Genomic DNA, 12,199 nt, shown 5'->3' on the forward strand with positions numbered 1-12,199 from the left:
TAAGTTTCAAGCAAGCATGACGTAAGGTTCGGAGAACACACTCGGCTCCAGCTGTTGCAAGAATGGTCAAAAAGACCTCGGCAATGGTTCACTATAAAACATAGGGAGACAAACCATGGCAACACCATCCGGCTCGGCCGACGTACGGAAATTTTCCACCAAGGGAACTCCGATCACGCCCGAGGAACGCAAGGTCATCTTTGCATCCTCGCTCGGCACCGTCTTTGAATGGTACGATTTTTATCTGTACGGTTCGCTCGCTTCCATCATCGCCAAGCAATTTTTCATCGGCGACCCTACCACCACCTTCATCTTCGCGCTGCTGGCCTTTGCCGCCGGCTTCATCGTGCGTCCGTTCGGCGCGCTGGTCTTCGGCCGCCTCGGCGACATGATCGGCCGCAAGTACACTTTCCTGATCACGATTTTGATCATGGGCGGCTCCACCTTCATCGTCGGCTTGCTGCCGGGCCATGCCTCCATCGGCATCGCCGCGCCGATCATCCTCGTCATCCTGCGCATCCTGCAAGGCCTGGCACTGGGCGGCGAATACGGCGGCGCAGCCACCTATGTGGCCGAGCACGCGCCTGAAGGCAAGCGCGGCGCATTCACGGCGTGGATACAGACGACGGCAACCCTGGGCTTCTTCCTGTCGCTGATGGTCATCCTGGGCACCCGCCTGGCGACCGGCGAGAAGGATTTCGAGGCCTGGGGCTGGCGCATTCCCTTCCTGGTTTCCGTCATCCTGCTGGGTATTTCCGTCTGGATCCGCCTGGCAATGAATGAATCGCCTGCGTTTTCCAAGATGAAAGCCGAGGGCAAGACCTCGAAAGCGCCGCTGACGGAAGCGTTCGGCAAGTGGAAAAACCTGAAGATCGTCATCCTGGCCCTGATCGGCCTGACCGCCGGCCAGGCCGTCGTCTGGTACACGGGCCAGTTTTACGCCCTGTTCTTCATGATCCAGACCCTGAAAGTGGACCTGGCAACGGCCAACGTGCTCGTCGCCATCGCCCTGCTGCTGGCCACGCCGTTCTTCCTGTTCTTCGGCAGCCTGTCGGACCGCATCGGCCGCAAGTACATCATCCTCGGCGGCTGCCTGATCGCCGCCCTGACCTACTTCCCGATCTTCAGCGGCCTGACCCACTTCGCCAATCCGCAGCTGGAAGCGGCACTGAAGAACTCGCCAGTGGTGGTGGTGGCCGATCCGGCTTCCTGCCACTTCCAGTTCAACATGACCGGCACCAAGAAGTTCCCATCCTCGTGCGACATCGCCACGGGCTTCCTGTCGAACAGCTCGGTGAACTACACGAAAGAAGATGCGCCGGCCGGCTCGATCGCCAAAGTACGCATCGGTACGAAGGAGTTTTCCTCGTTTAACGCCGTCATGACGGCCGACGGCCTGAACTTCGATGCCGAAAGCAAGACCCGCGAAGCGGCACTGAAGAAAGAAATCGGTGCCGGCATCAAGGAAGCGGGCTACCCTGCGAAAGCCGATCCGGATCAGATCAACAAGCCGATGGTGGTCTTGCTGCTGTTCATCCTGGTGCTGTATGTGACCATGGTGTATGGCCCGATCGCCGCCATGCTGGTGGAAATGTTCCCGACGCGTATCCGTTACACCTCGATGTCCCTGCCCTACCATATCGGTAACGGCTGGTTCGGCGGCTTGCTGCCGACCACGGCCTTCGCGCTGGTGGCCTTCAAAGGTGACATCTATTACGGCCTGTGGTATCCGATCGTCGTCGCCCTGGCCACTGTCGTGATCGGCACCCTGTTCGTCAAGGAAACCAAGGATAACAATATCTACGCCGACGATTGATCCGGCGCCAGCCCCGGCCGCAACGCCGGGGCCCGCAATGCAAAACGCCGCTGACTGGTCAGCGGCGTTTGTTTTTATACGGCGTATGCGGCGGCGAGCTTACTTAGTGCCCTGTTTCACCTGGTCGCGCTGTTGCACGTATTCCTGGTAGCTGGTCTGGTTGCGCTTGCGGCAGGCATTGCGGTCGTCAAAATTATTGAGGCTGTTGCAATACTCACCGATCTTGTCCCGGTTCGCGTCATACAAGACTTCACAGCCAGTCATGGCCAGCAAGAAGGGAACGATCAGATATTTCATTGCTACTCTCATGGATAGGGACGGATTGCGCGTAAAAACACCAGATTGCCCACTGGATAAGCGAGCAAGCTTTATCTTAACGCGATCCTGACGGAAAGTACAAGCGCTCGGTATTACTGATTAGAAAGGATCAGGGCAGTGCGGCGCCCTGCCCATCCAACGCGTCGTTCAACAGCGGATTGCCCGCCGCAAACGCCGCCAGGTGTTCCAGCAGCACGCGCACGCGGGCCGGCAGGTAGCGCCGCTGCGTCCAGACGGCGTACACATGACGCGGCTGCGGCATCCAGTCGGGCAGCACGCGCACGAGGCTGCCACTGGCCACTTCGTCGCGGCACTGCAGTAGCGGACACAGCAAGATACCGATGCCCGCGTCCGCCATCTCCACGGCCAGGCGCATTTCATTGACGCGCAGGCGTGCCTGTGGTTCGATCACCATTTCGGCGCCATCGCCGGGACGCCGCAAACGCCAGCTGCGCAGCGGTTCGGCCACGATCAATTCATGTCGGGCCAGCTCCTGCAAGTCGCGCGGCACGCCCGCGCGCGCCAGGTAGGCGGGCGCCGCCACCATCACCAGCGCGGCGCTGCCCAGCCGGCGCTGCATCAGCGAAGAATCGTCGAGCGCGCCCACGCGGATGGCCAGGTCGGCGCCGCTGCCCACCAGGTCTTGCAGCAGGTTCGACAGTTCCAGCTCCAGGCGGATATCCGGGTACTGCTGCATGAAGCTGACCCAGGCGGGCGTCAGCAAGCCGCTGGCGAAATTCACGGGCGCCAGCACGCGGATACTGCCCGAGACGGCCGACAGGCTGGCGTCGAGCTGCTGCGTCGCTTGCCGCAAGGCGTGCACCAGGGGACGGCACTGCTCGTAGTATTGCCAGCCTTCCGCCGTCGGCTGCAAGCGGCGCGCGCTGCGGTTGAGCAAGCGGTAGCCGAGCTGGCTTTCCAGCTTTTGCAGCCGGCGCGTGACGGTGGCGGCAGGCAAGTCTTCCTTGACGGCCGCCGCATGCAGGCTACCCGCCTCGACGATGGCGACGAACAGGGCTAAATCATCAAGCATGATTGCATTTATGGAATTTGAAATTAAAAATATGGCTCTAGTATAGATTGCTGCAAGTCGTTACGCTGGCATCTTTCCACTATTTTGAAAGCACGCCATGTCCGATGCCCTGCGCCTGCGCTGCACGTTTGCCTTCCTGATGTCGCTGGTGATGACCCTGCTGATGAGCGCCTGGGTCACCTGGCTCAATATCGGCCTGCAGGCGGACTTCCTGCCCCGCTGGCGCCATGCGTTTTTTGCCGCCTGGCCCGTGGCCTTCTGCGCCGTGATGTTGTTCGCGCCCCGCGTGCAGCTGATGAGCCGCAGCATCGTGGCCCGGCTCGCCAACCGGCCTTAACCGGCAGTCGGCCGCCGCCAGTATCACTCGGTTACTTCGTCCCACGGCCGTCCTGATCCGGGCTATGCTATGGCCGTCCTTGTTTTTACAGTGGAATGCCCATGCTCGATCACGTTTCCCTTACCGTTGCCGACCTGGAGCGCGCCGAGCGCTTCTACGATGCCATCTTCGCCGCGCTGGGCGTGCCCAAGGTGGGCAGCGACCATGCCCATGCATGGATAGGCTACGGCGAGCGCAGCGATGCCGAACACCCCGAACGCAGCTATTTTTCCGTGCGCCTGGGTCCCAGGCCCGACGACGCGCCGCGCCGCCATTGCTGCTTCAAGGCCGCCTCGCGCGCGGCCGTGGAAGCGTTCTGGCATGCGGGCCTGGCGCACGGCGGCATCGACCTGGGCGCGCCCGGCCTGCGCCACTATCACGCCAGCTATTACGCGGCCTTCCTGTTCGATCCGGACGGCAACCGCATCGAAGCCGTCTGCCATCGCGCCGACGTTGGCTAGCACGACGGGAAATCCCGTTCTGTTCAGCATTTTCACTTTTCCATGATTTGCCTATAATGGCTGGCACGCCATACCGGTCCCTGCACCAAGAAGGAGATTCATGCATCATCTATTCGTCGGCCGCCCCGCGCGCACCATGCTCCTCTCCAGCGCCGGCTTGCTGCTGGCAGGCTGTTTTTCCGGCTGTTCTCTGTTGCCCTCTGCCCCGGTCACGCCGGGCGTGCCCGCCACGGCCGCCCTGCCCGACGCCAGCATCGCCTATGCCTTGAGCGGCCAGGGCGGCATGCCCGTGGTGTTTCAGTCCGCCATGGGCGACGGCAAGGATGTGTGGGCCAAGGTGGTGCCCGAAGTGGCCAAACAGCACCGCGTGCTCGTCTACGACCGTCCCGGTTACGGCGACAGCCGCAAAACCACCACGCCGCGCGACCCGTGCACCATCGCCGCCCAGCAGCGCGCCCTGCTGACGCAAGCGGGCCTGAAACCGCCGTATGTGCTGGTCGGTCATGGTTTGGGCGGGCTGTACCAGTATGTATATGCCAGGCTGTACCCGCAGGACGTGGCCGGCCTGGTCTTGCTCGACCCCACGCACCCGCAGCAATGGAACCGCATGCAAACGGACGCGTCCACCTACGCCATGCTCGTGAAGACGCGGCGTAAACTCATGTTCAACAGTACGGAATCGGCCGAATTCGATGCCCAGACGCAATGCCTGCAGCATGTCGACATGAGCAGCCCCCTGCGCGTGCCCGCCATGCTGCTGGTGCGCGACAAGTTCAGCATCGAGGAAATGGGCTCGTTTGAAAACGTGGTGCGGGCCCAGGAAAAAGATTGGCAGCGCCTGTCCGGCGCGCCAGCCATCGAGCGCATCACGGGCGCCGGCTACTACATCCAGAAAGACAACCCCGTCATCGTCAACGAGGCGATCAAGATGGTGGCGAAGAAGAAGTAAACATGCTTGCTGGCGTCCGTGGTGGTGTCGGATTACGCGCTTGCGCGCTAATCCGACCTACCCGGCTATTGAGTCCTCGCAGAGGCGTAGGTCGGATTAGCGGGGCCGCCGAGGTGCGGCAAAGCCGCGCGTAATCCGACAATATTGTTGGCGTCGGATTAGCTATTGAAACCCTTGCCCTCGCCCGCCAGCTTCACCAGCAGCGGCGCCGGCGTCCACGCTTCGCCGTGGCGGCCTTTCGCGTAACCGGCAATCGTATCGAGCACGTTCGGCAAGCCCACCGTGTCCGCATAGAACATGGGCCCGCCACGGAACAGCGGGAAGCCGTAGCCCGTCAGATACACCATGTCGATATCCGAAGCGCGCAGGGCGATGCCCTCTTCCAGGATGCGCGCGCCCTCGTTGACCAGCGCATACACGAGCCGTTCGACGATTTCCTGGTCGCTGATCTTGCGCCGCGTCACGCCGATGTCGGCGGAGTGCTGGATAATCATGGCGTTCACCTGTTCCGACGGATACGCCTTGCGGTCGCCCGCCTTGTAGTCATACCAGCCGGCGCCCGTCTTCTGGCCGTAGCGTCCCAGTTCACACAGCAAATCGGCCGTCTTCGAATACGTCACTTCCGGCTTTTCCACAGTGCGGCGCTTGCGGATGGCCCAGCCGATGTCATTGCCGGCCAGATCGCCCATGCGGAACGGGCCCATGGCGAAGCCGAATTTCTCCACCGCCTTGTCGACTTGCTCCGGCAAGCAGCCTTCTTCCAGCAGGAAACCGGCTTGCCGGCTGTACTGTTCGATCATGCGGTTGCCGATGAAACCGTCGCACACGCCCGAGACGACGCCCGTCTTTTTCAGCTTTTTCGACAGCGCCAGCGCCGTGGCCAGCACATCCTTTCCCGTTTCCTTGCCACGGACGATTTCCAGCAGTTTCATGACGTTGGCCGGGCTGAAGAAATGCGTGCCGATCACGTCTTGCGGGCGTTGCGTAAACGCGGCGATCTTGTCCAGGTCCAGGGTGGACGTGTTCGAGGCGAGGATGGCGCCCGGCTTCATGACGGCATCGAGCTGCCGGAACACGGTTTCCTTCACGCCCAGCTCTTCGAAGACGGCTTCGATGACGATGTCGGCCTGCGCGATGTCGGCATACGCCAACGTGCCGCTGACCAGAGCGATGCGCTGCTCGGCCTTCTCTTGCGTCAGCTTGCCCTTCTTCACCGTGTTCTCGTAATTCTTGCGGATGGTGGCCAGGCCCTTGTCCAGCGCTTCCTGTTTTGTTTCCAGCAGCATCACGGGAATGCCCGCGTTGGCGAAGTTCATGGCGATGCCGCCGCCCATGGTGCCGGCGCCCACGATGGCCGCGCTGGCGATGCTGCGCACGGGCGTGTCGGCCGGCACGTCGGGCACCTTGCTGGCGACGCGTTCGGCAAAGAAGGCGTGGCGCAAGGCTTTCGACTCGGGCGACTGCACCAGCTGCATGAACAGTTCGCGCTCGTACTTCAAGCCCTCGTCGAATTTCATCGTCACGGCGGCCGCCACCGCATCGACGCATTTCAGCGGTGCAGGGAACGGGCCGGACATGGCTTTGACCGTATTGCGCGAAAACTGCAGGAACGCTTCATGGTTCGGGTAGTCAACCTTGCGCTCGCGCACCTTCGGCAGCGGGCGCACATCGGCCACCTTGTTGGCGAAGGCCACGGCGGCTTGCAACAAGTCGGCGCCGGGGGCGATGACTTCGTCGAACAGGGCCGTACCGGCCAGCTTTTCAGACGCCACGGGCGTGCCCGAGACGATCATGTTGAGGGCCATTTCCAGGCCCAGCACGCGCGGCAGCCGCTGCGTGCCGCCCGCGCCCGGCAAGATGCCGAGCTTGACTTCCGGCAAGGCCATCTGCGCGCCAGGTGCGGCCACGCGGTAGTTGCAGCCCAGCGCCAGCTCCAGGCCACCGCCCATGCAGACGCTGTGGATGGCCGCCACCACCGGCTTGGTGGCTTGCTCGACGACGTTGATCAGGGTGTGCAGGGTCGGTTCCGTGAGCGCCTTGGGCGAATTGAATTCCTTGATGTCGGCGCCGCCCGAAAAGGCCTTGCCGGCGCCCGTGATGACGATCGCTTTAACGGCCTCGTCCGCCAGCGCCTGGCGGATGCCGGCCACGGCGGCCGTGCGCGTAGCCAGGCCCAGGCCATTGACGGGCGGATTGGCGAGGGTAATGACGGCAACGGCGCCGTTCACTTGATATTCAGCACTCATGTCTCTTCCTTACTGGTGTATTGGTGTTTACTTGGCGATGAAGTGGTTGCAAGGGATGAAGCTTCACTATACCGCACAAAAGAACGCTCGTATTATTTTAGTCGCGGCGCGCAGTGCCGGTGCCGGTGCCGGCCATTATGGTACAACACCGTGCCCTCCTTGCGCGCCGCTTCGATTACATGCCGGGCAGCTGGTGCCCCTTGAATTGATCGCGCAGCTTGTTCTTCTGGATCTTGCCCGTGGCGCCCATGGGCAAGGCGTCGATGAACAGCACGTCGTCCGGCGTCCACCACTTGGCGATCTTGCCTTCAAAAAATTGCAGCAAGGCGTCTCGCGTGACCGTCATGCCGGGACGCAACACCACCACCAGCACGGGGCGCTCATCCCATTTTGGGTGGAATACGCCGATGCAGGCGGCCTGCAGCACGGCCGGATGGGCCATGGCCAGGTTTTCCAGGTCGATGGTGCCGATCCACTCGCCGCCCGACTTGATCACGTCCTTGCTGCGGTCGGTGATCTGCATGTAGCCATCCGTGTCGATGGTGGCCACGTCGCCCGTGGGGAACCAGCCATCCTGCAGCACGTCGCCGCCCTCGTTCTTGTAGTACGAAGAAATGATCCACGGCCCTTTCACCAGCAAATGGCCGTAGGCGACGCCATCCCACGGCAATTCCTTGCCATCGTCGTCGACGATCTTCATGTCCACGCCGTAAATGGCATGGCCCTGCTTTTGCAGGATCTTGCGTTGTTCGTCCTTCGGCAAGTCCAGGTGCTTGGTCTGCAAGCCGCCCGCCGTGCCCAGCGGCGACATTTCCGTCATGCCCCATGCGTGGATGACTTCGATGTCGAACTTGTCGATCAGGGTATCCATCATGGCCGGCGGGCACGCCGCGCCGCCGATCACCGTGCGGCGGAAAGTGGAAAATTTCAAGTTATTCTGCAAGGCGTGATTCAGCAGCCCCAGCCAGACGGTGGGCACGCCGGCCGAGAACGTCACTTTTTCCGCCTCGAACAGTTCGTACAGCGACTTGCCATCGAGCGCCGCGCCGGGAAAGACCATGCGCGCGCCGGACAGGGGCACGGAATACGGCAAGCCCCAGGCATTCACGTGGAACATCGGCACCACGGGCAGCACCGTATCGGAGGCACGCACGTTCAGTGCGCTGGGCATGGCCGACGCATACGCGTGCAGCACGGTCGAGCGGTGCGAATACAGGGCACCCTTGGGGTTGCCCGTCGTGCCAGACGTATAGCACAGGGTGGCGGCCGCATTCTCATCGAACAGGGGCCAGGTGTACTCGTCGGAATGCGTGGCGATCAAGTTTTCATAGCACAGCAGGTCGGGGATGCTGCTGCTGGCAGGCATGCGCTCGCGGTCGCACATCAGGACGAAATGACGCACGAAGGTGCAGTCGGCGGCGATTTTCTCCACCACGGGCAAAAAGGTCAGGTCGAACAGCAAGACCTGGTCTTCCGCATGGTTCGAGATATAGGCGATCTGGTCGGGAAACAGGCGCGGATTGATCGTGTGCAGCACGGCACCCGAGCCGGACACGGCATAGTAGGCTTCCAGGTGGCGGTAGCCATTCCAGGCCAGCGTGGCGACCCGGTCGCCCATGCCGACGCCGAGGCCATGCAGGGCATTGGCCAGCCGGCGCGCGCGCTGGTGGCAATCGCGGTAGGTATAACGGTGCATATCGCCCTCCACCCGCCGCGAAATGATTTCGCTGCCTCCATAATGACGCGCTGCAAACTCGATAATGCTGGAAATCAGCAGAGGCTGATTCATCATCTGGCCCATCACTGGACTCAAGGGAAATGCCGACATCGTGTCTCCTGGGGTGGCTACTCGGTTATGGTAGGAATTTAAAGATTTTCCTTAGTTTCGTACGGTCGTGCGGAAATCGTCAACGCATTTCGATATTGCAATGCAGCATGGAATTTTCGATTCCGTTTTTTGCAGTGCCGGCGTCCGGTACGGACCTTCGCGCCGTGCGGTAAAATCGTGTTCCAGCCTGGCGCACCTTGCCGGCGCATCTACTTGAATGGAATCGCCATCACCGCTCATACCTTACCACTGGACAATGCCTTTGCGACATTGCCGCCCGCGTTCTATACGCGGCTGATGCCCACGCCCCTGCCCGCGCCCTACTTTGTCGCCGCCAGCGCGTCGGCGGCAAGCCTGATCGGCCTCGATGCCGCGCGCCTGGCGCAAGCCGATTATGTGGAGCTGCTGATCGGCAATACCGTTGCCGAGCGCTCGCTGCCCCTGTCGGCCGTGTATTCGGGCCACCAGTTCGGCGTCTGGGCCGGCCAGCTGGGCGATGGCCGCGCCATCTTGCTGGGCGATATCGCCACCGAACACGGCCCGATGGAGCTGCAGCTGAAAGGCGCCGGCGCCACGCCGTATTCGCGCATGGGCGACGGACGCGCCGTGCTGCGCTCGTCCATCCGCGAATTCCTCTGCTCGGAAGCCATGGCGGCGCTGGGCATTCCCACCTCGCGCGCGCTGTCCATCATGGGTTCGCAGCAAGGCATCATGCGCGAAACGGTGGAAACGGCGGCTGTCGTCACGCGCATGGCGCCCAGTTTCGTGCGCTTCGGCTCGTTCGAACACTGGTTTTACCGCAAGAAGCCGGACGAGCTGAAAATCCTTGCCGATTACGTCATCGACGGTTTTTATCCCCATTTGCGCGCCGCATCAAATCCGTATCAAGCCTTGCTGGCCGAGGTTTGCGTGCGCACGGCGCACATGATCGCGCAATGGCAAGCCGTGGGCTTCATGCATGGCGTGATGAACACGGACAATATGTCGATCCTGGGCCTGACGCTCGACTACGGCCCCTTCGGCTTCATGGAAGCGTTCGATACCGAGCACATCTGCAACCATACGGACCAGCAGGGCCGCTATTCCTACGCCAACCAGCCGCAGGTGGGCCACTGGAATTGCTACGCGCTGGGCCAGGCCCTGCTGCCGCTGATCGGCGAAGTGGAGCTGACGCAGGCGGCGCTGGACAGCTACCAACCCGCCTTTGCGGAGAAGATGAATGCCTTGCTGCGCGCCAAGCTGGGCTTGCAGACCATTCAGGACGACGATACGGCGCTTTTCGACAGCATGTTTGCGCTGATGCAAGCCAATCACGTGGATTTCACCAACTTTTTCCGCGCCCTGGCGACACTGCAGGTGGCCGCCCCCGAACACGACACGGCGCTGCGCGACCTGTTCATCGACCGCCCCGCCTTCGATGCGTGGGCGGCACAATACCGTGCGCGCCTGTCGCAGGAGCACAGCGTCGATGCCGAGCGGCAGGCGGCCATGAACGGCGTCAACCCGAAATACGTGCTGCGCAACTACCTGGCGCAAGTGGCCATCGAAAAAGCCCAGCAGCAGGACTACACGGAAGTGGCGAAATTGCTGGAAATACTGCAAAAGCCATTTGACGAACAGCCCGAACACCAGCACTATGCGGCCCTGCCGCCCGATTGGGCCAGCCACCTTGAAGTCAGTTGCTCATCCTGAGGAGTCATTATGACCACCAATAAAGTCAAGAAAACCGACGCCGAATGGCGCGCCATGCTCGATTCCATGCAATATGAAGTCACGCGCCATGCGGCCACGGAGCGGGCCTTCACGGGCAAGTTCTGGGACCACCATGCACACGGCGTCTACACCTGCGTCTGCTGCAACACGCCGTTATTTGCCTCGGACACGAAGTTCGATTCCGGCTGCGGCTGGCCCAGCTATTTCCAGGCCCTCGATCCGGCGAATGTCACGGAGATCGTCGACCGCAGCCACGGCATGCTGCGCACGGAAATCGTCTGCGCCGTCTGCGACGCCCACCTGGGCCACGTCTTCCCGGACGGCCCGCCGCCGACCGGCTTGCGCTATTGCATCAATTCGGCTTCCTTGCGCTTCGATCCGCATCCTTGAGACGCCGGTATGGCCTGGGAGCGCCCCGGTTGCTCCTAAGCCATTCCTAAGATGATTTTAATAAGACCAGTGTAAAGTCTCGCCATGAAATTTCTATTCGACCTATTCCCCCTGATCGCCTTCTTCGCCGCCTTCAAACTGGGCGGCATGTATGAAGCGGCCACGCATGATTTCGTGCAGCAATATTTGTCCGGCTTCGTGTCTGGCGGCCTGATCAAGGCTGACCAGGCGCCATGGATACTTGCCACCCTGGTCGGTATCGTCGCCACCGCCTGCCAGGTCAGCTATCTGCTGCTGCGCGGGCGCAAGGTGGACGGCATGCTGTGGCTGTCGCTGTTCATCTTTGTCGTGTTCGGCGGCGCCAGCATTTACCTGCATGACGATTTCTTCCTGAAATGGAAGCCGACCCTGATCTACTGGCTGTCCGGCCTGGCCCTCTTGATCGCCCATGTGGGCTTCAAGAAAAACCTGATCCGCAAGACCATGGAAGCACAAGTGCAATTGCCTGATGCCGTCTGGAACCAGTTGCTGGCGGCATGGATCATTTTCTTTGGCGCCATCGGCGCGCTCAATTTGTTCGTCGCCTTCGTGCTGTACAAGGGCGACATGGCCGCCTGGGTCAGTTTTAAAGCGTTTGGCGCGACGGGCATCTTCTTTGCCTTCATCGTGGCGCAAACCCTGTTCCTCGCCAAACATATCAAGGAAGACGCATGATGACGAACGACACGACAACGCGCATGCAGCGCATTCGTACCCGCCTGGAAACGGCACTTTCCCCTCTGGAATGCGTACTGGAAGACGATTCGGCGCGCCACCGGGGCCATGCGGGCGCCGCCTCGGGCGGAGGCCATTACAATCTACGCATTATTTCTAGTCAATTTGAGGGGCTCAGGCTCGTCATGCGCCATCGACTGGTGTATGATTCCGTGCACGATATGATGCATAATGAGATACATGCATTGGCGATTGTGGCCCTGGCGCCGTCCGAAGTAGTGTAAGGATGGCGTTTTGGTGTACCCCAGCCATGTTATCAATTTCTTTCCATGCGTTTTTTACGAAACTTTCCCTA

The 12,199-nt window shown here is 61.4% G+C and carries 12 protein-coding genes; 8 read left to right on the top strand and 4 right to left on the bottom strand.

Annotation, left to right across the window (positions count from 1 at the left end):
* The first annotated feature begins 115 nt into the window (after positions 1–115).
* On the top strand, positions 116–1,816 hold the full coding sequence (locus tag FJQ89_RS05395) for an MFS transporter (protein ID WP_141169366.1): 1,701 nt from the start codon (positions 116–118) through the stop codon (positions 1,814–1,816).
* A gap of 99 nt (positions 1,817–1,915) precedes the next feature.
* On the opposite strand, the gene FJQ89_RS05400 is transcribed toward FJQ89_RS05395, so the two are convergent.
* Positions 1,916–2,113, bottom strand: coding sequence for a hypothetical protein (locus FJQ89_RS05400; RefSeq protein ID WP_141169367.1), 198 nt, complete (start codon positions 2,111–2,113; stop codon positions 1,916–1,918).
* Between the two features lie 130 nt (positions 2,114–2,243).
* Positions 2,244–3,167 (bottom strand): LysR family transcriptional regulator, encoded by a 924-nt coding sequence (locus FJQ89_RS05405; protein ID WP_141169368.1) that lies wholly within the window; start codon positions 3,165–3,167, stop codon positions 2,244–2,246.
* 97 nt (positions 3,168–3,264) lie between these two features.
* Here FJQ89_RS05405 and FJQ89_RS05410 point away from each other — a divergent pair, with 97 nt between their 5' ends.
* The 3 genes from FJQ89_RS05410 to FJQ89_RS05420 all read left to right on the top strand — a co-directional run bounded on the left by FJQ89_RS05410 (position 3,265) and on the right by FJQ89_RS05420 (position 4,953).
* Positions 3,265–3,504, top strand: coding sequence for a DUF2798 domain-containing protein (locus FJQ89_RS05410; RefSeq protein ID WP_141169369.1), 240 nt, complete (start codon positions 3,265–3,267; stop codon positions 3,502–3,504).
* A 95-nt stretch (positions 3,505–3,599) separates the two neighbouring features.
* Positions 3,600–4,004: a VOC family protein gene (locus FJQ89_RS05415; RefSeq protein ID WP_205704570.1), complete on the top strand. Its 405-nt coding sequence runs from the start codon at positions 3,600–3,602 to the stop codon at positions 4,002–4,004.
* A 100-nt stretch (positions 4,005–4,104) separates the two neighbouring features.
* The gene (locus FJQ89_RS05420) at positions 4,105–4,953 is read left to right on the top strand and encodes an alpha/beta fold hydrolase (protein ID WP_141169371.1); all 849 of its coding nucleotides are present in this window, start codon (positions 4,105–4,107) and stop codon (positions 4,951–4,953) included.
* A gap of 158 nt (positions 4,954–5,111) precedes the next feature.
* Here FJQ89_RS05420 and FJQ89_RS05425 read toward each other — a convergent pair whose 3' ends face one another.
* On the bottom strand, positions 5,112–7,199 hold the full coding sequence (locus tag FJQ89_RS05425; protein WP_141169372.1) for a 3-hydroxyacyl-CoA dehydrogenase NAD-binding domain-containing protein: 2,088 nt from the start codon (positions 7,197–7,199) through the stop codon (positions 5,112–5,114).
* Between the two features lie 175 nt (positions 7,200–7,374).
* Positions 7,375–9,027, bottom strand: a complete 1,653-nt coding sequence (locus FJQ89_RS05430) for a 3-(methylthio)propionyl-CoA ligase (RefSeq protein WP_141169373.1) — start codon at positions 9,025–9,027, stop codon at positions 7,375–7,377.
* 213 nt (positions 9,028–9,240) lie between these two features.
* On the opposite strand from FJQ89_RS05430, the gene FJQ89_RS05435 reads away from it, so the two are divergent.
* The 4 genes from FJQ89_RS05435 to FJQ89_RS05450 all read left to right on the top strand — a co-directional run bounded on the left by FJQ89_RS05435 (position 9,241) and on the right by FJQ89_RS05450 (position 12,128).
* Positions 9,241–10,719, top strand: coding sequence for a protein adenylyltransferase SelO (locus FJQ89_RS05435; RefSeq protein WP_423245190.1), 1,479 nt, complete (start codon positions 9,241–9,243; stop codon positions 10,717–10,719).
* Between the two features lie 9 nt (positions 10,720–10,728).
* Entirely contained in the window at positions 10,729–11,130 is a 402-nt protein-coding gene (gene msrB / locus FJQ89_RS05440; protein ID WP_141169374.1) for a peptide-methionine (R)-S-oxide reductase MsrB, read from the top strand.
* 84 nt (positions 11,131–11,214) lie between these two features.
* Positions 11,215–11,844, top strand: coding sequence for a septation protein A (locus FJQ89_RS05445; protein WP_046682773.1), 630 nt, complete (start codon positions 11,215–11,217; stop codon positions 11,842–11,844).
* Positions 11,841–12,128: a BolA family protein gene (locus FJQ89_RS05450; protein ID WP_099763678.1), complete on the top strand. Its 288-nt coding sequence runs from the start codon at positions 11,841–11,843 to the stop codon at positions 12,126–12,128. Before FJQ89_RS05445 ends, FJQ89_RS05450 begins: the two co-directional genes overlap by 4 nt.
* Positions 12,129–12,199: the final 71 nt, after the last annotated feature.

It is taken from the genome of Janthinobacterium tructae (assembly GCF_006517255.1).
Classification (GTDB): Bacteria; Pseudomonadota; Gammaproteobacteria; order Burkholderiales; family Burkholderiaceae_D; genus Janthinobacterium; species Janthinobacterium tructae.

Coding starts and splice junctions, on each gene's coding strand:
- FJQ89_RS05400 (WP_141169367.1), bottom strand. CDS start 2,113: ATGAAATATCTGATCGTTCCCTTCTTGCTGGCCATGACTGGCTGTGAA.
- FJQ89_RS05425 (WP_141169372.1), bottom strand. CDS start 7,199: ATGAGTGCTGAATATCAAGTGAACGGCGCCGTTGCCGTCATTACCCTC.
- FJQ89_RS05405 (WP_141169368.1), bottom strand. CDS start 3,167: ATGCTTGATGATTTAGCCCTGTTCGTCGCCATCGTCGAGGCGGGTAGC.
- FJQ89_RS05410 (WP_141169369.1), top strand. CDS start 3,265: ATGTCCGATGCCCTGCGCCTGCGCTGCACGTTTGCCTTCCTGATGTCG.
- FJQ89_RS05430 (WP_141169373.1), bottom strand. CDS start 9,027: ATGTCGGCATTTCCCTTGAGTCCAGTGATGGGCCAGATGATGAATCAG.
- FJQ89_RS05395 (WP_141169366.1), top strand. CDS start 116: ATGGCAACACCATCCGGCTCGGCCGACGTACGGAAATTTTCCACCAAG.
- FJQ89_RS05445 (WP_046682773.1), top strand. CDS start 11,215: ATGAAATTTCTATTCGACCTATTCCCCCTGATCGCCTTCTTCGCCGCC.
- FJQ89_RS05420 (WP_141169371.1), top strand. CDS start 4,105: ATGCATCATCTATTCGTCGGCCGCCCCGCGCGCACCATGCTCCTCTCC.
- msrB (WP_141169374.1), top strand. CDS start 10,729: ATGACCACCAATAAAGTCAAGAAAACCGACGCCGAATGGCGCGCCATG.
- FJQ89_RS05450 (WP_099763678.1), top strand. CDS start 11,841: ATGATGACGAACGACACGACAACGCGCATGCAGCGCATTCGTACCCGC.
- FJQ89_RS05415 (WP_205704570.1), top strand. CDS start 3,600: ATGCCCATGCTCGATCACGTTTCCCTTACCGTTGCCGACCTGGAGCGC.